Source organism: Rhodococcus sp. 1163 (assembly GCF_002091985.1).
Taxonomy (GTDB): Bacteria; Actinomycetota; Actinomycetes; order Mycobacteriales; family Mycobacteriaceae; genus Rhodococcoides.
The window spans coordinates 36,609-58,911 of record NZ_MKKX01000003.1; the positions used below are offsets into that span (position 1 = coordinate 36,609).

The 22,303-nt window shown below is 61.9% G+C and carries 17 protein-coding genes and 1 tRNA gene; 13 read left to right on the forward strand and 5 right to left on the reverse strand.

Annotated features, from left to right (window positions below; translation table 11 throughout):
- Positions 1-42: 42 nt before the first annotated feature.
- Together BJD99_RS00175 and BJD99_RS00180 are read left to right on the forward strand one after the other, a co-directional pair.
- Positions 43-1,227 carry an acyl-CoA desaturase gene (locus BJD99_RS00175; protein ID WP_084344607.1) on the forward strand — a complete coding sequence of 395 codons (1,185 nt, stop codon included), beginning with the start codon at positions 43-45 and terminating at the stop codon, positions 1,225-1,227.
- Positions 1,228-1,268: 41 nt separating this feature from the next.
- Positions 1,269-1,496, forward strand: a complete 228-nt coding sequence (locus tag BJD99_RS00180) for a hypothetical protein (protein ID WP_084344822.1) — start codon at positions 1,269-1,271, stop codon at positions 1,494-1,496.
- On the opposite strand, the gene BJD99_RS00185 is transcribed toward BJD99_RS00180, so the two are convergent.
- The 3 genes from BJD99_RS00185 to BJD99_RS00195 form a co-directional block, all read right to left on the reverse strand.
- Complete coding sequence (locus tag BJD99_RS00185) at positions 1,471-3,093, reverse strand: MFS transporter (protein WP_084344609.1); 1,623 nt, start codon at positions 3,091-3,093, stop codon at positions 1,471-1,473. The genes BJD99_RS00180 and BJD99_RS00185 overlap by 26 nt on opposite strands.
- Before the next feature lie 136 nt (positions 3,094-3,229).
- Positions 3,230-4,372, reverse strand: a complete 1,143-nt coding sequence (locus tag BJD99_RS00190) for a N(5)-(carboxyethyl)ornithine synthase (RefSeq protein WP_084344611.1) — start codon at positions 4,370-4,372, stop codon at positions 3,230-3,232.
- 62 nt (positions 4,373-4,434) lie between these two features.
- A tRNA-Arg gene (locus tag BJD99_RS00195) sits at positions 4,435-4,507 on the reverse strand.
- A gap of 182 nt (positions 4,508-4,689) precedes the next feature.
- Here BJD99_RS00195 and BJD99_RS00200 point away from each other — a divergent pair.
- A complete protein-coding gene (locus BJD99_RS00200) occupies positions 4,690-6,759 on the forward strand; it encodes a cytochrome c oxidase assembly protein (protein ID WP_084344613.1) in 2,070 nt (689 codons plus the stop codon).
- A gap of 12 nt (positions 6,760-6,771) precedes the next feature.
- Here the strand turns inward: BJD99_RS00200 and BJD99_RS00205 are convergent, their stop codons facing one another.
- Positions 6,772-7,197 (reverse strand): MarR family winged helix-turn-helix transcriptional regulator, encoded by a 426-nt coding sequence (locus BJD99_RS00205; protein WP_084344615.1) that lies wholly within the window; start codon positions 7,195-7,197, stop codon positions 6,772-6,774.
- Positions 7,198-7,357: 160 nt separating this feature from the next.
- On the opposite strand from BJD99_RS00205, the gene BJD99_RS00210 reads away from it, so the two are divergent.
- From BJD99_RS00210 to BJD99_RS00250, 9 genes are all read left to right on the forward strand, one after another.
- Positions 7,358-9,100, forward strand: coding sequence for an ABC transporter ATP-binding protein (locus BJD99_RS00210; RefSeq protein WP_306294076.1), 1,743 nt, complete (start codon positions 7,358-7,360; stop codon positions 9,098-9,100).
- Positions 9,101-9,150: 50 nt separating this feature from the next.
- Entirely contained in the window at positions 9,151-9,765 is a 615-nt protein-coding gene (locus BJD99_RS00215; protein WP_256895184.1) for a YigZ family protein, read from the forward strand.
- A gap of 194 nt (positions 9,766-9,959) precedes the next feature.
- Positions 9,960-10,445: a single-stranded DNA-binding protein gene (locus tag BJD99_RS00220; protein ID WP_084344824.1), complete on the forward strand. Its 486-nt coding sequence runs from the start codon at positions 9,960-9,962 to the stop codon at positions 10,443-10,445.
- A 77-nt stretch (positions 10,446-10,522) separates the two neighbouring features.
- Positions 10,523-11,707: a lipase family protein gene (locus BJD99_RS00225; protein ID WP_256895188.1), complete on the forward strand. Its 1,185-nt coding sequence runs from the start codon at positions 10,523-10,525 to the stop codon at positions 11,705-11,707.
- A 58-nt stretch (positions 11,708-11,765) separates the two neighbouring features.
- Complete coding sequence (ettA, locus tag BJD99_RS00230) at positions 11,766-13,445, forward strand: energy-dependent translational throttle protein EttA (RefSeq protein ID WP_084344622.1); 1,680 nt, start codon at positions 11,766-11,768, stop codon at positions 13,443-13,445.
- A 3-nt stretch (positions 13,446-13,448) separates the two neighbouring features.
- Complete coding sequence (locus tag BJD99_RS00235; RefSeq protein ID WP_084344624.1) at positions 13,449-13,883, forward strand: thioesterase family protein; 435 nt, start codon at positions 13,449-13,451, stop codon at positions 13,881-13,883.
- Positions 13,884-14,002: 119 nt separating this feature from the next.
- Positions 14,003-18,859, forward strand: a complete 4,857-nt coding sequence (locus BJD99_RS00240) for an NAD-glutamate dehydrogenase (protein ID WP_084344626.1) — start codon at positions 14,003-14,005, stop codon at positions 18,857-18,859.
- A gap of 53 nt (positions 18,860-18,912) precedes the next feature.
- The gene (locus BJD99_RS00245) at positions 18,913-19,377 is read left to right on the forward strand and encodes a thioesterase family protein (RefSeq protein WP_084344628.1); all 465 of its coding nucleotides are present in this window, start codon (positions 18,913-18,915) and stop codon (positions 19,375-19,377) included.
- Positions 19,370-20,056 carry a hypothetical protein gene (locus tag BJD99_RS00250; RefSeq protein WP_084344630.1) on the forward strand — a complete coding sequence of 229 codons (687 nt, stop codon included), beginning with the start codon at positions 19,370-19,372 and terminating at the stop codon, positions 20,054-20,056. Before BJD99_RS00245 ends, BJD99_RS00250 begins: the two co-directional genes overlap by 8 nt.
- A gap of 31 nt (positions 20,057-20,087) precedes the next feature.
- Here the strand turns inward: BJD99_RS00250 and BJD99_RS00255 are convergent, their stop codons facing one another.
- A complete protein-coding gene (locus BJD99_RS00255; RefSeq protein WP_084344632.1) occupies positions 20,088-21,671 on the reverse strand; it encodes an alpha-amylase family glycosyl hydrolase in 1,584 nt (527 codons plus the stop codon).
- Between the two features lie 161 nt (positions 21,672-21,832).
- Between BJD99_RS00255 and BJD99_RS00260 the strand changes: the two genes are divergently transcribed.
- Positions 21,833-22,300: a cupin domain-containing protein gene (locus BJD99_RS00260; protein ID WP_084344634.1), complete on the forward strand. Its 468-nt coding sequence runs from the start codon at positions 21,833-21,835 to the stop codon at positions 22,298-22,300.
- Positions 22,301-22,303: the final 3 nt, after the last annotated feature.

Here is a 22,303-nt window from a genome sequence, read left to right on the forward strand (position 1 = left end):
CGCGCATGCCGCTACACATCGATCCGAAACGGAGAGTGTTCAATGTTCGGAATTCCATCACCATCGTTGTCCCTGTTGCCATTCATGAGTACTTCGGACTCGCCCCACCAGCAACCCGTGCCCACAACGCTCTCCTACGCACAAGTCCAAGAGCTCGGCCGCGAGCTGGACGAGATGCGAGCTCGCACCGTCGCGAAGCTCGGTAGCGAGGACCGGGAGTACATCTACAAGGTCATCAAGGCGCAGCGCGGGCTCGAAATCACTGGCCGCGCCCTGATGTATCTACCGTTCCTGCCGCCGGCATGGCTGGCCGGAGTCGGTGCACTGGGGCTGTCGAAGATTCTCGACAACATGGAGATCGGGCACAACGTCATGCACGGTCAGTACGACTGGATGCGTGAGCCGGAGTTCAACTCACAGGTCTTCGAATGGGACACGGTATGCCCGGCCGATCAGTGGAAGCACTCGCACAACTACATGCACCACACCTTCACCAATATCGTCGGCAAGGACCGCGATATCGGATACAGCCTGCTTCGCATGGACGAGGGGCAGAAGTGGAATCCGTACTATCTCGGTAACCCGGTGTATGCGTTCTTCCTGATGCTGCTCTTCGAATGGGGCGTGATGCTCCACGATCTGGAGATCGAGAACGTTGTCCAGGGCAAGCGCAAGTGGCACGACGTCAAGCCCTTGCTTGCGGGCATGTGGCGTAAAGCGGGCAAACAGGTCCTCAAGGACTACGTCATCTTCCCAGCGCTGAGCGGGCCATTCTTTGCCTCCACGGTCGTGGGCAACCTCGGGGCGAACCTGATGCGGAACCTGTGGACCTACTCGATCATCTTCTGTGGACACTTTCCCACCGGGGTACAGACCTTCACCGAGGACGAGACGTCCGACGAGTCGCAGGGTGAGTGGTACGTCCGTCAGATGCTCGGGTCCGCGAACATCGAGGGCAGTCCGCTGTTCCACATCATGTCCGGCAATCTGTCGCACCAGATCGAGCACCACCTTTTCCCCGATCTACCTGCGCACCGATACCCGGAGTTGGCCCCGGAGGTCGAAGCGCTCTGCGAAAAGTACGGACTCCCGTACAACTCCGGTGGGTTCTTCAACCAGATCGGGTCCGTCTGGGGCAAGATTTTCAAGCTCGCTCTGCCCAATTCACTCACCGGTTCGAAACCGACAGTCGGTGTTATCGTCGAGCGCAAGAAGGTCGCTGCATAGTGACCGGAGTCGAATCTCGACCGAATCAGGGGTGGCCAGAGGTGGTAGGGAAGTTCGAGCGCAACAAGGACACAGTTCAAGAATTGACGGAGTCCGCAGCCACGCACGTCGGCAAGATCGCGGTCATCATCGCCGGGGCAGTGCGCGATGTGACTCGCGAGATCGGCGACTGGGTATCCGACGGTGTCGAAATGCGTGAGGCTGCACGCAAGGCCCGAGATGATTCACCGGGCGGCACCGTCATCAACGGAGAGTTCGAGAGCCGCTGAGGGTCGCCTCCCTACGTGAGACCTGAAGTACACGTAGGGAGGCGACCAGGCCGAAGACGAGGAATACGAGCGCGGCAAACAATGCCCACTGAGTCGCGGAAGCGAAAGCCTCGGACAACTGCCGGACGATCTCGTCGGGAGCGTGGCTTTCGCGCAATCCGCTGATCGCGCCACCCGCGGATTCTCGAGTGGCATCGGCGAACTTCTCCGCCGGACCTTCGATCCCGCCGAGATAGTGGGCCAGCCCCACCGACAGCACGGCGCCGACTACCGCAGAACCGAGCGCCGAGCCAACTTGCCGGACGGTGCTCTGCGTGGCAGAACCTTGCCCCGACAGGTCCACCGGGATATCGGCCAGGACGGTGCTGGTGAGTTGCGCGGATGCCAGGCCGAGGCCCACGCCGTAGATCACCAGCACAGCTCCGATCGTGACGGGGGAGGTGTCTGCGCTGAGGACCACAGCGAGGACCAGCACGCCGATGATCTCGAGCGCGACGCCGACAACGACCGTGCCGGCCGCGCCGATCAGGGCAGCCAGGTGCCGTGCCATGGTGCCGGAGAGAAATGCGCCGGCTGCCATTGTCGCGAGTACGAACCCCGCTCCGAGGGTGCCGAGACCGATGGCGTTGATAAGGAACAGTGGCAGCGCGAAGATCAGGCCGAACTCGCCGACCGCAATCATCATCGCGGCTACGTTCCCCCAGCTGAAGGTGGGGGTGAAGAAGATGTGCAGATCCAGCAGCGCCGACCGAGCGACCCTGGCACGGTGTCGTTCCCAGAAGACGAACAGCGTCAGCGCGACGGCGGCTACGAGCAACAAGACCGGCACGATCGAGATGGGCTTGTCCGTCGACCATGTCATGCCGAAAAGACTCAGGTCTTGGATGGGCTGCCACCAACCGAGGGAACTGCCTTCGATTATCGCGAAGACCAGCGCACCGAAACCGATCGCGCTGAGCAACAGCCCATCCATGTCGAAGCCGGGGCGGTTGTCACTGGAGCGGGTCTCTGGGACGACGACCACCGCCGCGATTATCAAGACAACGCCGATGGGGACGTTGACGTAGAAGATCCATTGCCAGCTGAACGTGCTGGTGAGCCAGCCTCCGAGCAGCGGACCGATTGCGGCGGCGCCGGCCATGACCGCACCCCAGACACCGAACGCGGCGGCCCGATCCTTGCCTCGAAAAGTCGCGTTGACCGTAGAAAGTGTGGATGGAAGTATGCACGCTCCGCCGACGCCCTGAAGTGCACGCGCTGAGATGAGCATCTCCGCGCTGCCGGACTTCGCGGCCCACAAGCTGCCGGCCAGAAACAGAGCGATACCGACGATAAAAATGTTGCGCCTGCCCAGGCGGTCACCAAGATTGCCGGTGGTCAGCAGTAGTGCGGCGAACACAATCGAGTAGAGCGAGTTCACCCACTGTGCGTCGGTGATATTCAGGCCCAGGTCGTCGATGATCGTCGGGAGGGAGACTGCGACGATCGTGCCGTCCATGACGACCATCGCCAGGCCCAACGCGAGGACGACGAGCCCCCACCACTTCGATACGCGTGGAGCAGCAGGCGCCGCAACGGCCGTTTCGCTTTTCTTCACGGTGTCACACTATGTCTCGCAGCAATAGCCGCGCATCAACCGAAAGTTGTAACCCTGACGCGCGTTCGACGTGGTTGGGGCTCGACACCACGACCACACCTCCCGCGCATCGGTCCGCGAAGATCGCGGGAAAAGGCTACACAGCGGGGTGTGGGTACTCCGGACTGCGATGTTGGAACGCAAGGATGTTGGGGTTGGCAATTACGCCCTCGCGAATCTCGATTGCCTTCCTTATCGTTTCGTCACTGTCCCACGACGTCGGCCCGTCCAAGACGATACGAAGATAGGGGAGAAGCGATTCGCTGACTTCCCAGGTAGCAGAGTCCCAAAGATAAGACGGACTGTGGTCGACTGCGTAGTACCGGACGTTGTCGCCGACGGTGAACATGGGTTCGGTGAACGATGTCGGCCGGGCCCATTCGAACCCCATTCCCTCGTCGCACGACACGTCGACAACGAGCGTTCCCGGATTGATCGACGGTAAGTCGTCGTTCATCAGGAATGTCAACGGCGCGTTGGTGTCCTGCAGTACGCAGTTGACGATGATGTCGTGATCGCCGAGGAACCCGGACAGTGGCACCCTGCCGGTTTCGGTCAGGGCGCGGCTGCGGCGCGGATTGTTGCCGTCCAAGTCGAAATTGACGATGCGTGCGGAATGAATGGGTGAACTGACAGCGGTTACTCCGCGCTGGGTGAGGACGTCCACATCGTGAATGCCATGCGCGTTGAGTGCCGTGACAGCGCCGCGAGCAGTTGCTCCGAAACCTATGACTGCGGCGCGAAGTCGGCGGCCGTAGTCCCCGGTGACCCCGACGAGCTGCATCGCATGAAGGACGGAGCAGTATCCGGCGAGCTCATTGTTCTTGTGGAAGACGTGAAGGTTGAACCAACCCTCCGAGGTCCAATGATTCATCGCCTCGAACGCGATGAGGGTGAGCTTCCGATCGATAGCGATCTGCGTCAACTTCTCGTCCTGCACGCAGTGCGGCCACCCCCATAGAACTTGACCGTGTCGCAGCGTCTCGAGGTCCTCGGCAAGTGGCTTGGGGAGCAGAATCACGTCGCATTCGGCGACGAGTTCTTCACGAGTACGAATGCCTGCGACGAGAGTGTCGAGATGGGCGTCGGAGATTCCGAACGGCTCGCCGTACCCAGCCTCGAAGTACATTCGAGCTCTGAGGTCGGCGGCGATGCGATCGAGGTGGAGTGGGTGGATCGGAAGTCGGCGTTCGTTCGGCTTACTCGACCGTGACGTGACGCCGAGGGTGAGCTGGTGCACTGTGGCCCCTTCGGTTGACCTCAGTCAACCACAATCCGACATGCTCACTCCGCGTCTGAAAGTGCCCCCGGCAGGATTCGAACCTGCGACCAATGGATTAGAAGGCCATTGCTCTATCCCCTGAGCTACGGAGGCGTGGCGCGGACAGCGGAAAAGGCATCCGTCCGAGCACGGTGCATGAGTCTACATTCCGTGTAGCAACGTGATCCGCATGGAGGGGTTTGCCTCGTGGTGCAGGCCACACGATCTACGACGGCTCGTAGGAGTTGCGGGCGCTGGCTTTCCCGCCGCGGCATGGACCTCCTACTCTGGAGGGCATGGCAGCACCGGAAGTGGATCGGACCGAAACCTCGAGCACGGCTGGAGCCGACGCTGATAGTGGGGCCAGGTCCAAAGATTCCCCGGGGTCGGCGACGACGTCCGTGTTCGTTGCCGCAGGCGCGATAGCCGGCATTGTCGCGGCGCTGGTGGTGACCCTGTCTGCATCGGACGCGTTGGTCCTGCTCGGCATCCCGGATCCAGGCCCGGCCACGGTCTACGGACTTCCTGCGGTACGCGCGATCGGTGAGGTCGCTGTGTCCATTGCCATCGGCTCCTTCTTGCTCGCGGCGTTCTTGGTTCCGCCGCAGAAGAACGGGGTGCTCGACGTCGGTGGCTATCGGGCGGTCCGCACTGGATCTGTGGCAGCGATCGTCTGGGCCGCGTGCGCACTGGTGCTCGTTCCGCTGACCCTGTCCGATACTTCGGGTCAACCGTTCACCACGGCGATCCAACCGAGCAACCTGTGGGTCGCGCTCGAACAGGTCGAGATCGCCAGTGCATGGCGCTGGACGGCGATCCTGGCGGTGCTCCTGGCAATCGCATCGCGGGCAGTGTTGAAGTGGTCGTGGACACCGCTACTTCTCGTGTTTGCGCTCGGTACGTTGATGCCGATCGCTGCCACCGGCCATTCGTCTTCGGGCGGATCGCACGACTATGCAACCAACAGCCTGATCCTGCATCTCGTTGCGGCGACGCTCTGGGCGGGCGGACTTTTCGCAGTATTGACTCACGCACGGCGTAAGGGCGCGCACACCGACGTCGCGACTCGAAGGTTCTCGACGATCGCAACCGTGTGTTTCGTGGTGATGGCCGTCAGTGGTGTCATCAACGCACTCGTTCGAGTATCGGTCTCGAACCTGTTCGATTCGACGTACGGCCTGCTGGTCCTCGGGAAGATCACGGCGTTGACGGTGCTTGGATTCTTCGGGTGGATCCAGCGGCGTAGGTCGCTTCCCGCTCTGGCTGCCGATCCCGAGTCTCGTGGAGCGCTCATCCGATTCGCGGGCGGTGAGGTACTCGTCTTCGCTGCGACGATCGGCCTTGCCGTCGGACTCGGTCGCACACCTCCGCCTGCGGACATCGATCCGAATCTTTCGCTTACCGAGGCCGCGCTGGGTTACAACCTGGGCGGACCACCGACCTTCGCGCGTCTGGCATTCGACTGGCGATTCGATCTGATCTTCGGTACCGCGTCGATACTGCTCGCCGTGATGTATCTGCTCGGCGTCCGTCGGCTGCGGAAACGAGGAGACACGTGGCCGATGGGCCGCACTGTTGCGTTCATGCTCGGCTGCCTGACCTTGTTGATCGCAACGTCTTCCGGGGTCGGCAAGTACTCGTCTGCGGTATTCAGTGTGCACATGGGTGGGCACATGGCGCTGTCGATGCTTGCCCCGGTTCTGCTGGCGCTCGGTGGCGCGCTGACACTGGCGTTACGCGCTCTGCCGGCAGCAGGGAAAAACGGAATTCCTGGGTTGCGGGAATGGCTGTTGATCGGTCTGCACAGCAAAGTCTCCCGATTCCTCACCCAACCGATAGTTGCCGCAGTGCTGTTCGTCGGCGGCTTCTACGTGCTCTACCTAGGTGGGATCTTCGGTGCTGTCCTCGACAACCACACAGCTCACTTGTTGATGAACGCACACTTCATCCTCAGCGGCTACCTCTTCTACTGGGTGGTCATCGGAGTCGATCCGTCGCCGAGGCCGATTCAACCCATCACCAAGCTCGCGATGGTGTTCGGGTCGCTGCCGTTCCACGCGTTCTTCGGTGTGGCGCTGATGAGCCAGGCCACGGTGATGGGTGGCTGGTTCTACCGCTCCCTCGGACTCGACTGGAACGCAGATCTGCTCGGCGACCAGCAATTGGGCGGCGGCATAGCCTGGGCGACGGGCGAAATACCGCTCGTCCTCGTCATGCTCTCGCTGCTCATCCAGTGGTCCCGCAGTGACACCCGAAACGCGACGCGTTCCGATCGTGCCGCCGAACGCGATCACGACGCCGATCTGGCGGCCCACAACGCCATGTTCGCCGAGCTCGCGAAGCGTGATCGCGAAAGCGGACTCTGATTTTTCTCGAGCTCACCAGGCCGCGGTGATCTTGTCGAGGATCCGAGCCAACTGCTCGCGTTCTTCGGCATCGAGCGTGTCGAACAGTTCGGTGGCGACAGCCCGACGTGCGGAGTCGATCGCGCCGAGCTGGGTGCGCCCGGAGTCTGTCAAAGAGACCAGTACGGCGCGTCGGTCCTGCGGGTCCGGTTCACGGATCACCAGCGCCGCGGCTTCGAGCGAGTCGACGATGTCCGTCGCCGAGCGTGCCACGATGCGCAACCGGTCGGCGAGAGCGCGTAAGCGCATCGGCTGCCCTTCGCGGGCAAGGACGTGAAGGGCGCGAGATTGCGACGGATTCAGACCGAACGGCTCGAGCGCATTCATGTGGGTGTGGCGTATCCGCCGTGCGACTGCCATGAACGAATCGGCGATGGTCGGGCTGTCTCCCGTAGGCATGACCGAAGCATAGCCTCATTGCCGACAACCTCATAATGAGGTAGCCTCTGCATTATGTCGTTCATCGAACCTGGAGGTCTTCTTGGTACGCCCACTCACGAAATCTGCGGTAACCGCTCCTGACACCGGGCCGCTCACCGATCCAGCCCCCGTCGGCCGCGTGCTCGCACTCTTCCGTCCCTACCGAGCACGTATCGCTGTCGTCACCGCGATCATCGTCTTCAGTGCAGTCATCGCACTGGCCTCACCTCTACTTCTCCGCGAATTGCTCGACCATGCCATTCCTGATCGCGACGTCACCCTCGTCACGCTGATCGCCGTCGGCATGATCGCAGTCGCCATCGTCACCAACACGCTCGGCGTCGTGCAGACCTGGATGTCCAACGGCGTCGGCCAGAAGCTCATGCACGACCTGCGTGTCTCCGTCTACGCACATTTGCAGAAGCAGTCACTCGGCTTCTTCGCCCGTACCCGCACCGGCGAAGTGCAGTCTCGGATCGCCAACGACATCGGTGGAATGCAATCCGTTGTCACCAATACCGCGACGTCGATAGCCCAGAACGCCACCACCGTGGCAGCGACCGTCGTCGCACTATTTCTCCTCGACTGGCGTCTGGCGCTGTTTTCGCTGGTGATCCTGCCCGTCTTCGTCCGAATAGCACGTCGTATCGGCAACGAGCGCCGAAAGATCTCGGTCACCAGACAGAGACTGCTCGGAGAACTCTCCGTGCAGATCGAAGAATCCCTGTCTGTCAGTGGCATTCTGCTCGGCAAGACCACCGGATCCGCGCACGTGCTGACCGATCGGTTCGCCAGCCGGTCCGACGAAGTCGCCGATGTCGAACTCAAAGCGATGATGGCCGGTAAATGGCGAATGGCCAGCATGCAGATCAGCTTCGCGATCATGCCCGCCCTCGTGTACTGGTTCGCCGGCGTGACCATTGGAAACGGAAGCGCACTGACCGTGGGCACGCTCGTCGCGTTCACCACGTTGCAGACCCAACTCTTCCGACCGACCATGCAGCTGCTCGGCACGGGTGTCGAAGTGCAGAGCTCGTTGGCGTTGTTCGGCCGGGTATTCGAGTATCTCGACCTGCCGATCGACATCGCCGAACCGAAGGACCCCAAGGTTCTGTCGAGACAGGACGTACGCGGCGACGTCGCATTCGACCATGTGAGCTTCTCCTACACCGAGGCCTCACAGCCGACATTGACCGACATCGACGTCGAGGTCCCAGCAGGGAGCACATTGGCCCTGGTCGGATCGACAGGCTCGGGTAAAACCACACTCGGGTACCTCGCTGCGAGGCTTCACGACCCGACGTCCGGACGGATCACCATCGACGGCGTCGACCTTCGGGATCTGCAGACCACGACCGTGGCCGAACTCGTCGGCGTCGTATCGCAGGAGACGTACCTGTTCCATGCGTCGATCCGCGAGAATCTCCGGTTCGCCAAACCTGAGGCAACCGATGCCGAGATCGAACACGCGGCCCGGATAGCCCAGATCCACGACTTCATCACCGCACTGGACGAGGGATACGACACGCTGGTGGGGGAGCGTGGATACCGATTCTCCGGTGGGGAGAAGCAGCGACTCGCCATCGCCAGGACCGTCCTGCGCAACCCGCCGATTCTCGTACTCGACGAGGCGACCAGCGCGCTCGACACTCGGACCGAGCGTGCGCTACAAGACGCCCTCGACGAACTCATGGCGGGACGCACCACGATCCTCATCGCGCACCGGCTCTCGACCGTACGATCCGCGGACCGCATCGCAGTTCTCGGCAGCGGTCGAATCCTCGAATCCGGTACCCACGACGAGCTGATGGCATCGGAGAGTCACTATGCCGAACTCGTCCACGCATCGAAAGCCGCGAACTCGGAGCAAATTGCGGCGTAACCCGTCCGCGACCCCCGACTGCGAAGGCGAGGAATGCATTGTTTTTCACTGTGGAACGTCGCGTCGACGCCCTGATCGAGGTCAAACGATCGAAATTCCTCGCGGTGGTCGAACGCGCAGCGTCGGAAGAAGCAGCGCGAGCAGTGATCGCTACAGCCCGTTCGGCCAATCCTGTTGCTCGACATCACTGTTCGGCATTCATCGTCGGTGACGTGCCGGGCAATCTGATCCTTCGGACGAACGACGACGGGGAACCGAGCGGTACTGCGGGTGGCCCGATGCTCGACGTCCTCCTCGGGCGTGAGATGACCAATGTCGTTGCCGTCGTGACTCGTTGGTTCGGTGGCGTCAAACTCGGCACCGGCGGGCTGGCCCGGGCCTACGGAGATGCGGTCACGCACGCACTCGAGAACGCCCGACTCCTGCGGCGCGAGCGCCGTGAACTGTTGCAGGTCCAACTGGACTACACAGAGGTCGGCCGAGTCGAATCGGAACTTCGGGTGCGGGGCATCGGCATCGTGTCCATCGACTATCGCTCTCGCGCGGTGATGACGGTTCAAGTCGAGGACGTCGACGCCGTGATCGGCATGCTGGCCGGGCTGACCGGCGGAACGGCCCGTCCCGAGGTCGTCGGGCACACATATGCAGAGTCCGCGCTCCTCTAACACGCTCGACCGACACACTGACGCCCGAAACCCCGTCGTAAACGGCTGTTGTCCACAACCCGGGCACCTATCCACAGATGTCGATTCCCACCACATTTCGCCCGCAGCTCACGGCAAAGTCGGTGTCCTCGGATCGGCGCCCGCCGAACCGGATCGTCGAACAGACAGATGACCGAACAGCAAGGGGACGGACGATGTACGAGGCGCAATGTGCGGTTGTAGGGACAGTCATCACCAATCCGATCAAGAGACAGACAGCGTCCGGTGACGAAGTACTGAACTTCCGGATGGCCAGCAATGTGCGACGGCAGGACCGAGCTACCGGTGAATGGGGCGACGGCGGCACGCTCTATCTCGGTGTCACCTGCTGGCGACGGCTCGTCAAGGGCGTCGGCGGATCGCTGATGAAGGGCGACCCGGTGGTGGCCTACGGACAGCTCAGGACGAACGAATACACCACCCGAGACGGCGCCGAACGGTCCGACCTCGAGATGACGGCCAGCGCCGTCGGCCCTGACCTCGCCCGCTGCATCGTCACGATCGAGCGCGCACGACCCGTGGCGGTACCGCAGGAGGAACCGGACGAGACACACGACGAAGGAATCGACACCTTCGACGAGCACGAAGACCTCGACGAAGATGCCGTTTCCGAGCCGATCGAACACGCCGCGGCGGTGTAGCCGAACATCACCCGTGTCGGGCCCGAGCGAAACCCATTCGGGCCCGACAGTTCGTCGTCGATCGCTATCGTTACCGCATGCGGACCGACACACGAGCGTGGACGCGACTGGTATTTCCTATGTTGCTCTCGATCCTGCTGGGCATCGGCGCCGGGGGAGTCGCAACTGCGGACCCGGGGAGGACACAGAATATCGTCGACACCGCGCCGGGAACGGTGGACTTCGTTCAGCCGCTCGCCGCGGAAGCCGGGCTGCCCGGCACAGCCCGAGCCCACCTCCTCACCTACTGGACCATGGGGCCGACGGGTGCGCCCGCGCTCAGTTCAGGAACCGTGTTCGTACCGAACGGTCGAGCCCCCGCTGGTGGATGGCCGGTCATCTCGTGGGCACACGGAACCGTCGGTGTCGGAGATCGCTGCGCGCCGTCGCGCAATCCGTATGAGGGCCGCCAGCTGCAGTATCTGAGCCACTGGATCTCCGAGGGATATGCCGTCGTTGCAACCGACTACGCGGGCCTGGGTACCCCCGGGCCGCACGCCTACCTCGAGAAGACATCGGCCGCACGCAGCGTCATCGACATCGTTCGTGCAGCACGGTCCGTCGAATCGGCACTGTCGGATCGATGGTTGGCGATCGGGCAGTCCCAGGGCGGCCACGCAGTACTGCAAGCCGCTCATATCGCGACGAGTTATGCGCCCGAACTCGACTATCGCGGAGTCGTGGCCACGGGAGCGCCGTCGAACCTCGAGTATGCGTTTCAAGTCGGTGGGCCGTGGATTCCGGACCTCGGTTTGGACGGGTTGAACGTGTTCGCCGCTTACGTCCTCGCGGGGCTACGTGAATCGAGGCCCGATCTCGATGTCGACAGCTACCTGACGGACTTCGGGCGCTCCGAAGTAGACAACGTCGAGGCGAACTGCCCGGGGGACCTGCGGCTGCACCACGCATCAGTGGGTGCGATGCTCTCGCGTCCGGTGGCGGGAACCGAGATGTTCGACGCTTTGTCGGAGTATCTCTCGGTACCGGTCGAAGGCTACGACAGGCCGATCTTCCTCGCTCAGGGACTGATCGACACCATGGTGCCTTCCCCGCTGTCGGTTCCACTGGTCGCCGGACTCATCGCGCACGGCGAGGACGTCACGTACGTTCCGTACCTGTATTCGGGCGGTGAATTCGTCGGCCACGAAGGGTCGATGATCGCCTCCATGATCGACTCGACGCCTTTCGTGCACCGTCTGCTCGACCATGCACGAATGGGCTAGCTTCCTCTCGGATCGGGCGATGGTGCCCAGACCCGTTCGCACCGATAGGCTTGCGCACATGGCGGAATTCATTTACACCATGAAGAAGGTGCGCAAGGCGCACGGCGACAAGGTCATCCTCGACGACGTAACGATGAGCTTCTACCCAGGAGCGAAGATCGGCGTCGTCGGCCCCAACGGTGCCGGCAAGTCCAGCATCCTCAAGATCATGGCCGGGATCGACCAGCCCGGCAACGGTGAGGCGTTCCTAGCTCCCGGGGCTTCGGTCGGCATCCTCATGCAGGAGCCGGTTCTCGACGACACCAAGACTGTCCGTGAAAACGTCGAGGATGGCCTCGGCGAGACGATGGTGCAGCTCAAGCGCTACAACGAGATCGCCGAGCTCATGGCGACCGACTACTCCGACGAACTCATGGAGGAGATGGGCGAGCTGCAGGAAAAGCTCGACCACGCTGACGCCTGGGAAATCGACTCTCAGCTCGAGCAGGCGATGGATGCTCTCCGTTGCCCGCCGCCCGAGTCGCCCGTCACCAACCTTTCCGGTGGTGAGAAGCGTCGCGTTGCGCTGTGCAAGCTACTGCTCAGCAAGCCCGATCTGCTCCTCCTCGACGAACCTACCAACCACCTCGACGCCGAGTCGGTTCTGTGGCTGGAGCAGCATCTCGCTGCATATCCCGGCGCTATCCTCGCCGTCACTCACGATCGTTACTTCCTCGATCATGTGGCGCAGTGGATCTGTGAGGTCGACCGCGGCCGCCTCTACCCGTACGAGGGCAACTACTCCACGTACCTGGAGCAGAAGGCCGCTCGCCTCGAGGTTTCCGGCAAGAAGGACCAGAAGCTACAAAAGCGACTCAAGGACGAACTGGCCTGGGTCCGCTCCGGCGCCAAGGCTCGTCAGGCGAAGAGCAAAGCTCGTCTGGATCGCTACGAAGAGATGGCCATCGAGGCGGAGAAGACTCGTAAGCTCGACTTCGACGAGATCCAGATTCCGGCCCCTCCGCGGCTGGGCGACGTCGTGGTCGAGGTCAAGAACCTCGACAAGGGCTTCGACGGTCGCGTGCTGATCAAGGACCTCTCGTTCACGCTTCCGCGTAACGGAATCGTCGGCGTCATCGGCCCCAACGGTGTCGGTAAGACGACGCTGTTCAAGACCATCGTCGGTCTCGAAGAGCCGGACGGCGGTGAGGTGAAGATCGGTCAGACGGTCAAGCTGAGCTACGTCGACCAGAACCGCAGCGGCATCGACCCGAAGAAGACGGTCTGGGAGACCGTGTCCGACGGACTCGACTTCATCGTGGTCGGCCAGACCGAATTCCCTTCGCGCGCCTACATCAGCTCGTTCGGATTCAAGGGTCACGATCAGCAGAAGGCGGCCGGAGTTCTCTCCGGTGGTGAGCGCAACCGGCTGAACCTGGCAATGACGCTCAAGCAGGGCGGCAACTTGATCCTGCTCGATGAGCCGACCAACGACCTCGACGTCGAGACGCTCGGTTCGCTGGAGAACGCTCTCGAAGAGTTCCCCGGTTGCGCCGTCGTGATCTCGCACGATCGCTGGTTCCTGGACCGGACCTGCACGCACATCCTGGCCTGGGAAGGCGGCTTCGGTGACAACGAGGCGGCTTGGTACTGGTACGAAGGCAACTTCGAAGGCTACGAGGCCAACAAGATCGAGCGACTCGGCGCCGACGCCGCGCGTCCGCACCGCGTCACGCACCGCAAACTGACAAGGGACTGACGCTTGTCCGGGAAAACCTTCGAGTACAACCTTCAGGTTCGCTGGAGCGACTCGGATCGACTCGGGCACGTCAACAACACGCGATTCGTCGAATATCTGCAAGAAGCCCGCGCGCACTTCCTCACTGAGTGCATGCAGGCTGCGGAAGGGGCGCGGGGAGGGTCGGTCGTGAGGAAACTTACGGTCGACTTCCTGCGCCCGATCTTCGACGACTCTGGGCCGTTGCAGATCGAGGTGTCGATCTCCCGTATCGGCCGAACCTCTTTCGCCATTCGGCATCTCGTTCGTGACGTCGAGGGCGCCCTGTGTGCCGATGCGGAAGCTGTCATGGTCATGTTCGACCTGAAGGAACAGGCTCCACGTCCGATAACGGATCGGGAGCGGGCCGTATTCAGCGACTACCTCGACGCGCCCGAAGATCGGTTCGAATCCGAGTAGGTCACTCCGAATCCGATTAGCCCACAAGGGCACCGCCTCGACTTGTTCCCCGATAGGCTCGTGTTGCGGGGCGGCTGTACGGCCGCGCCGGCGATCCTCACAAGGGAGTGGTTCAACACATGCCTGACGCGGCGGGAACAACGGACATCGACTGGTCGAGCGGACTGCCCGCAGAGTTGGTGACTACCTTGTCCGAAGTGAAGGCAGTTTATTTCGCGCACGTCGACACCGATGAGCGCACCGGCCCCGCTGCCGAGGCCGAGGACGCGATCGTCCGTATGCATCTGCAGTTGGCGGCGTGCAGAACTCCCGGGGACGCGAAGATTCGCCTGCACCGCGTCGGCGGGGACGCTACGGGCCGAGCAATTGGGCCTTCGTTGCAGATCGTGACCGACGACATGCCTCTGCTGGTCGAATCAGTTATGTCGCGACTGTCTCGACTCGATGTCGACGTCACCGACATGGTCCACCCCATAGTGGGTGTCGTCAGAGACAACGATGGAAATCTGATCCGTGTGGGACCAGCCAACGACAGTGTCGGCGGGGCCCAGCGGGAGTCCTGGATGCACATTGCGCTGCATCAATCGACGCCCGGCGCTCTTCTCGACGTGCTGGAGGACGAGATCGCCGTCGTTCTCGACGACGTCCGTGTGGTCATCGCCGACACCGAAGCGATGCGTGGGCTTCAAGCTTCGGTGGCCCGTACCCTCGCCGACTCGGCCGAAGGGCATGACGACGAACGCTCAACCGAGCTTCGAGACGCAGCGAATCTGCTCGGATGGTTGGCCGAAGGTCACTACACACTGCTCGGCTATCGCCGCTACGACGTGCAACCAGCGCCGGACGGATCGCTGCTGACCCGGTCCGTCTCCGGGAGTGGACTTGGGGTGTTGCGTCAGGATCATGCGCTGGATCGGGAGTCGCCCGATATCAGTGAACGTACCGACCTTCTGACTCTCACACAGGGTTCGAGCCCGGCGACGGTGCATCGCGCCGTGTACCCGTACTTCGTCACGGTGATGGATCGTTCGGCTCCAGAGCTCGGCGAGCATCGCTTCATGGGTGTCTTCACCGTGACGGCGTTGCACGAGAGCGTGCTCGACATTCCCGTCATCGAGCGCCGCGTGCGTTCGATCATCGACCGGGCCGGCTACGATCTCGACTCGTACTCCGGCCAAGCGATGCTCGAAGTGTTGCAATCGATGCCGCGATCGGAGCTGTTCGCCTCCGGCACGGAAGCGCTGTTCGAGAATGCGACTGCGGTGCTCGCTATCGGACGTCGCCGCAAGGTCAAGGTATTTCTACGTGAGGACTCCAACTGCGCTTTCGTTTCGGCGTTGGTCTACCTTCCGCGTGATCGCTACACGACGAGAGTTCGCCTGGCCGTTCAAGATTGCCTGTTGCGCGAACTCGTGGGCTCGGGCATCGACTACACCGCGCGAGTCACCGAGTCCGATATGGCCCTGTTGCACGTCACTATTCGGCGCGAGGATCGGAACCAGGTCGGCACTGATCTCTCTCGAGACAATGTTGCTCGTATCGAGTCACTTCTCACCGAGACGATCAAGACGTGGGAGGACGGGCTTGCGCAAGCGATCCTGGACGACACCAGTGTCGACGCTATCTCGGCAAGTCGGTACACCGATTCGTTCCCAGAGGCCTACAAGCAGGATTTCGGGCCCGAACGTGCCGTGTTCGATATCGCGCGGCTCGAATCTCTTACTGACGGATCGATCGACATGCAGCTCTATCGCAACTCCGATTCCGCAGTCGGAAGCTGGCGGTTCAGTTTGTATATCGGTGGGCGTGGTGTCTCGTTGAGTCAGGTCTTGCCGATCCTGCAGAGTCTCGGAGTCGAGGTCGACGACGAGCGTCCGTACCCGATCGGTCGTCCGGATGAACTGCAATGCTGGATATACGATTTCGGAGTCTCTGCCTCGCGAGAGATGCTGCGTGCAGCGATCGACAGTGATTTGGACTCCGACCTTCCGAGCGCAGGAGCGCTCGATGAAGAAAGCCGGGTGCAGCTGAGATTCACAGACGCATTCACTGCGGTGTGGAACGGAAAGGCCGAGGCAGACCGATTCAACGAACTCGTCATGCGCGCTGGACTGAACTGGCGGCAGGCGTACATCCTGCGTGCGTATGCAAAGTACCTGCGGCAGGCCAACTTTCCTTACAGTCAGTTCAATATCGAGGGTGTTCTACTCTCTCATCCGCGGACCGCGCTCTTGCTGGTGACATTGTTCGAGTCTCAATTCGACCCCGAAGGTGCTGCAGAGGAACAGTCAACCGAACTCGACAAAGAATTGCGGGTACTCATCGATCAGGTGGTGAGTCTCGACGCCGACCGGATCCTCCGTGGAATCTTCGAATTGATCCGTGCGACAGTGCGAACCAATTTCTACGTAGTCGATTCCGTCGGCGCACCACGCGAATTTCTGTCCCTCAAGTTCGATCCTCGCTTCATTGCCGAGCTGCCGAAACCGAAGCCGAGGTTCGAAATCTTCGTGTACTCCCCGAGAGTCGAGGGTGTACATCTGCGATTCGGCGCGGTGGCCCGTGGGGGGCTTCGCTGGTCCGATCGACGTGAAGATTATCGCACCGAAGTGCTTGGACTGGCCAAGGCACAGATGGTGAAGAACGCTGTCATCGTGCCGGTCGGCGCCAAAGGTGGCTTCGTCGTCAAGCGCCCGCCGGTAGCGACTGGAGATGCGGCCACGGACCGGACAGCGACGACCGAGGAGGGGCGGGCGTGCTATCGGCTGTTCATCGCCGGTCTACTCGATGTGACCGACAATCTCGATCGGGCGACGGGCGCAGTTCTTCCGCCGGACCGCGTCGTACGTCGCGACGGTGACGACACGTACCTCGTGGTGGCAGCGGACAAGGGGACCGCCTCGTTCTCCGATCTTGCGAATGCGGTTGCCGGTGAGTACGACTTCTGGCTCGGGGACGCGTTCGCGTCGGGCGGATCGGCAGGCTACGACCACAAGGCGATGGGCATCACCGCACGGGGCGCATGGGAAAGCGTCAAACGTCATTTCCGAGAAATCGGCATCGATACGCAGACAGAGGATTTCACGGTCGTCGGCATCGGAGACATGAGCGGTGACGTGTTCGGAAACGGCATGCTGCTCAGCAAACACATCGGCCTGCTCGCCGCGTTCGATCATCGACACATCTTTCTCGACCCAAACCCGGATCGCGCGGCCGCATTCGCCGAACGTGCCCGACTGTTCGACCTTCCTCGATCGTCCTGGGCCGATTACGATTCGGCACTGATCAGCGACGGCGGTGGCGTGTGGGAACGTACGGTCAAGTCGGTGCCGGTCAGTCCTGCGGCCCGCGTGGCTCTCGGCCTCGACGAGTCGACAACCGAATTGGCGCCACCGGACCTGATCCGCGCAATCCTGAAAGCTCCCGCAGACCTGCTGTGGAACGGTGGAATCGGCACCTACATCAAGGCATCCACCGAGTCGAACTCCGATGTCGGTGACAAGTCCAACGACGCAATCCGGGTGGACGGTAGCGCGATCAGGGCCACCATCGTCGGTGAGGGCGGCAATCTCGGGGCAACCTCGCTCGGACGCATCGAGTACGACATCGCCGGTGGCCGGATCAACACCGACGCGGTGGACAACTCGGCAGGCGTCGATTGTTCCGATCATGAGGTCAACATCAAGATTCTTCTCGATTCGGCTATCGCCGACGGCACCCTCGACCCCGCCGACCGCGACGACCTGCTGGCGTCCATGACCGAGGAGGTGAGCAGGCTGGTGCTGTGGGACAACATCATGCAGAACGAGCTTCTCGGAACCTCCCGCTCGGATGCGCCTGCGCTGCTCACGGTGCACCGACGTGTCATCGAGGACCTCGAGGTGCGCAGCGGATTGGATCGCGAACTCGAGGTACTGCCGTCGGATATCGACATTCGAAAGCGTGCGCAGGACGGGCGAGGTCTGACCTCGCCCGAGCTCGCAACGTTGATGGCCCACGTCAAGCTGGTCCTGGAGAGCGATCTGCTTGCCAGTGAATTGCCGGACAGTGACGTGTTCGCGCCGAGGCTGCCCAAGTATTTTCCGGAGCCGTTACGTGAGAAGTACTCCAACGCGATTACCTCTCATCCGCTGCGGCGCCAACTGGTGGCGACGACGTTGACCAACGAGACCGTCGACCGGGGAGGGATCAGTTTCGTCTATCGACTTGCCGAGGACACCGGGGCGAACGGTACCGATGCGGTGCGCGCATTCGCCGCCGCGACGGAGATCTTCGACCTCGAGGAGCTCTGGCAGGAGATTCGTTCGGCCGACATGTCGACTGCATCGTCCGATGAACTGCTGCTCGAATCCAGACGCGTGCTGGACCGCGTTGCCAGGTGGCTGCTCATCAACCGGCCCCAGCCACTTGCCGTCGGTGCCGAGATCAGCAGGTATGCCTCCAAGGTCCGTTCCCTGAGGAGCCGGGTAGCTGGTTGGATCGACGGGCACCAGGTGCGGGATCTGAACGATCGAGTGGCGGATTCGGTCGAACGGGGCACACCGAAGGAATTGGCGAATTCGGTCTATCAACTGCTGGACGTGTTCTGTTTGCTCGACATCATCGATGTCGCCGACATCACCGAACACGACCTTTCCGAAGTCGCGGAGTTGTACTACGCGTTGGATGCGCACATCGGCATCGATTGGCTGCTGACGTCGGTGTCGAAACTGCCACGTGGCGATCGCTGGCATTCGTTGGCCCGGTTGGCCTTACGCGACGATTTCTACTCCTCACTGCGAGCGATCACCAAAGAGGTCGTACTGGGTGGAGAGCCGCACGAGAGCGCTGCCGAGAAGATCGCAGAATGGGAGGCGATGAATTCATCCAGGCTGACCCGGACACGAACAGCGCTTGCCGAGATCGCGGACTCGGGCACGCTGGATCTTGCCTCACTGTCGGTGGCAGCCCGTCAGGTTCGCAGCATGGTTCCCTGAGCGTTACCGATCGTCCCTGAAACCAGACACCGATACAAGAGAGAGAAACCGACTTGACTGTGCCCAAGAATCATCTGTCGAACGAGCTGGAACCCAAGCAACGAATCGGGTTCCACACCAGCGTCGAGGTTCGTTGGTCGGATATGGATGCCTACCAACACATCAACCATGCCCGCATGGTGACGCTCCTCGAGGAGGCACGTATTCCGTGGCTGCTGGTCGACGGTAAACCTACGGCAAACCTGCGTCACGGTGCTGTCATTGCGGACTTGCATGTTCGATACCGGGGTCAACTACGTCACGAGGACGGCCCGCTGGACGTGTTCATGTGGGTGGACAAGGTCCGAGCGGTGGATTTCGTTGCAGGTTACGAGGTTCGGGCGAAGGGCAAGTCTCTCGACACACCCGCCGCGATCGTTGCGTCGACGCAAATAGCGGCATTCGACATGGATACTCAGGGGCTGCGGAGATTCACAGCCGAAGAGCGGACGTATCTGGAGAGCTGGCAACGTGTTTGAGCGTGTCCTCACTATTCCTGATCCCGTCGAACGCAAGAACCTCGTAGCCTTCCTGGAGAAGGCGGTTCGGCTCGACGAGGCTGCTGTCGTTCGTATGAGAACCCGTGCCGGCGGCCGTGTATCAGTATGGGCTGCAACCGGATTCGATGCACTCGCGGTGAGGGTCATCACGGGAACGATCGTGCCCGACGACACCTCGGCCGCTGCCGATCAACTCGTTGCTGCCCTGGAATCGGCATCCGACGGGGTAGTGGATCCTGGCTTCTCGATGGACTCGGCCTGGCGCGGTGCACTGCCCCCGGACAGCGGTTTTCAGCATGTGGACGACGTTCCGGCACGCGTCCTGATCGACCTTGCTCAGCGGGGTGCAGCCCTGGCCAAGGAGCACGGGAGCAGTCACGGTCCACCGGTATCGCTCCTGGACCAGGAAGTACTGCACGTCGACGGCCCGGGCGGTGATGTGTCGATCGCTATGCGTACGGTGTTCGCTCTTACCGCAATGGGTTTCGTTCCCCATGCGGGTGTGGAACCGTTGACCGTCGACGTCGACCTCACCAGTATCGACGTCGACGAGCTCGTGCGCGTGCGGACCACCAAGGTGTGGTTGCGTCTCGATGCACGCTACGGATCGGTCTTCTGTAGACGCGGGAATCCGTTGTCGCTCAGCGTCGAACGCTGACTTCTGACGGATCAGCCCATTACCAGCGCCGTCAGACGAGCCACGCAGCGGCATCGGCGGGGAGCTGGCCGTCGACGAGCGGCGCGCTCGACATCAGCAGCTCACCGGGTGGAAGTGGAATGGCGGCATCGGTCGCATTGAGGGCGCAGATGAGTCCTCCTTGCCGGCGGAACGCGAGGCAGCCGGGAGGGCTCCCGTACCAATCGACTCCGCTTCCAGAGAATTCGGGTCGCAGCTCACGAAGCTCGAATGCTGTCCGGTAGAAGTTGAGCATCGAATCGACGTCTTCCAACTGTTCCTCGACGGTCAACGGCGCCCAATCGGGTGGAATGGGCAGCCACGTATCCGAGGAGGTGCTGAAACCGAACGGGGGCGCCGGGGACTCCCAGGGCAACGGCACGCGGCAACCGTCGCGGCCCCGTTCTGCATGCCCGGAGCGTTCCCAGACGGGATCTTGAAGAACATCTTCCGGTAGGACGGCGTTCGGTAATCCGAGTTCGGATCCGTTGTAGACGAACACCGTTCCGGGGAGTGCCAACTCCAGGAGCAGCATCGCCCGGGCTCGCCCTGTCCCTCGGATTCCGCCGCCGTATCGGGTCACTTCGCGCTCGATGTCGTGGTTGGACAGCGTCCACGTAGGTGTTCCGTCGACTCGGGCGACCGCGGCGAGCGAGTTGGTGACGGCATCGCGAATTGTTGCGGCATCGAAATCGGCCTCGGCCAAGCGGAAGTTGAATCCGAGATGCAGTTCGTCCGGTCGGAGGTAGTCGCCGAACCTTTCGTTGTCCTGGACCCAGATCTCCCCGATAGTGACCCTGTTCGGGTATTCGTCCATCACTTTGCGGATGCCGCGGTGAATCTCGTGGACACCCTCGTTGTTGAATCGAGGATCGTCGTCGTCGTTCTTCATCAGGGTGTTCAACTCGAGGTTCATGTCGTGCAATTCGGCAGGCTTGGCCATACCGTGCGCGACATCGATGCGGAAACCGTCGACACCTCTATCGAGCCAGAACCGCAGCGTCTTCGCCAGGTCTTCGGCCACTTCAGGATTCGTCCAGTTCAGGTCCGGTTGCTCGGGCGCGAAGATGTGGAGATACCACTGCTCCGGACGCCCGTCCGAATCGGTGACGCGAGTCCACGCCGAACCGCCGAAGATGCTGGGCCAGTTGTTCGGCGGCTCGGAGCCGTCCCCTTTACCGTCGCGAAAGATGTAGCGAGCACGCTCAGGGCTTCCCGGCGTGGACTCGAGGGCTGCAATGAACCAGGGATGCTGATCGCTGGTGTGATTCGGCACCAAATCCATCGTGACCTTGATATCGCGAACGTGTGCTTCTTCGATGAGCGCGTCCATGACGGCCAAGTCGCCGAACAGGGGATCGATATCTCGTGGATCGGAGACGTCGTAACCGTGGTCGGCCATCGGGGAACGCATGACCGGGCTGAGCCACAACGCGTCGACACCCAACAGTTCCAGGTACCCGAGTTTTTCCCTGATGCCACCGAGATCACCCACTCCATCACCGTTGGAGTCGGCGAACGATCGTGGGTAGATCTGGTAGAAGATCGCGTCCTTCCACCAAGTTTCTTCGGGCGCGTGGAGCGTCGGATCGTTCACAACTGGCAAGTGTGCCAAACGAAACCCATTCGTCTCGACCCAGGGAGTGCGATTGGCACGATATCGCAGACCGGAAGCCCGGTTTTCGTGCTCAAACAGTCCTGTTGTCCGAAATGTGCGGTATCTTTCCACCCAGCCGCAATAAAGGAGAGCTCCCCGTAATGACCGAACTGGCTATCGAGGCCGTGCGTTTGAGTGAAGTTCAGTTGAACGCCAGCCCGATCAACCCGGACTGGATCCTTCACGGCGAGCCCGTCGCGCGGTCCGCGGAGTGGACCCGCACACTCGATGGGACTACCACCTTCAATGTCTGGGATTGCACTGCCGGCCGATTCAATTGGTACTTTCACGTCGATGAGATCGTGCACATCATGGACGGATCGGTCACGGTCTCTGCGGAAGGTTCTCCACCACGGACGCTCGTTGCCGGGGACGCGGCACTGTTCCGCGCGGGTACGTGGTCGGAGTGGCACGTATCGGACTACGTCCGAAAGCACGCGATTCTGCGCAGTAGTCTGCCTGCTTCGGTCGCCCGCGCACTCGGGTTGGCACGCAACCTGCGCGGGGCATTGCGCAAGGTCTCGGGGCTCGGACGCGGAGAAAGCGCTCCGATCCCACGAGGCCTGTAACCG

Bases quoted from the DNA above. Each gene is read 5' to 3' on its own strand.
- BJD99_RS00225 (WP_256895188.1), top strand. From the start codon at position 10,523: ATGCGGACCGACACACGAGCGTGGACGCGACTGGTATTTCCTATGTTG.
- ettA (WP_084344622.1), top strand. From the start codon at position 11,766: ATGGCGGAATTCATTTACACCATGAAGAAGGTGCGCAAGGCGCACGGC.
- BJD99_RS00260 (WP_084344634.1), top strand. From the start codon at position 21,833: ATGACCGAACTGGCTATCGAGGCCGTGCGTTTGAGTGAAGTTCAGTTG.
- BJD99_RS00200 (WP_084344613.1), top strand. From the start codon at position 4,690: ATGGCAGCACCGGAAGTGGATCGGACCGAAACCTCGAGCACGGCTGGA.
- BJD99_RS00205 (WP_084344615.1), bottom strand. From the start codon at position 7,197: ATGCCTACGGGAGACAGCCCGACCATCGCCGATTCGTTCATGGCAGTC.
- BJD99_RS00220 (WP_084344824.1), top strand. From the start codon at position 9,960: ATGTACGAGGCGCAATGTGCGGTTGTAGGGACAGTCATCACCAATCCG.
- BJD99_RS00175 (WP_084344607.1), top strand. From the start codon at position 43: ATGTTCGGAATTCCATCACCATCGTTGTCCCTGTTGCCATTCATGAGT.
- BJD99_RS00240 (WP_084344626.1), top strand. From the start codon at position 14,003: ATGCCTGACGCGGCGGGAACAACGGACATCGACTGGTCGAGCGGACTG.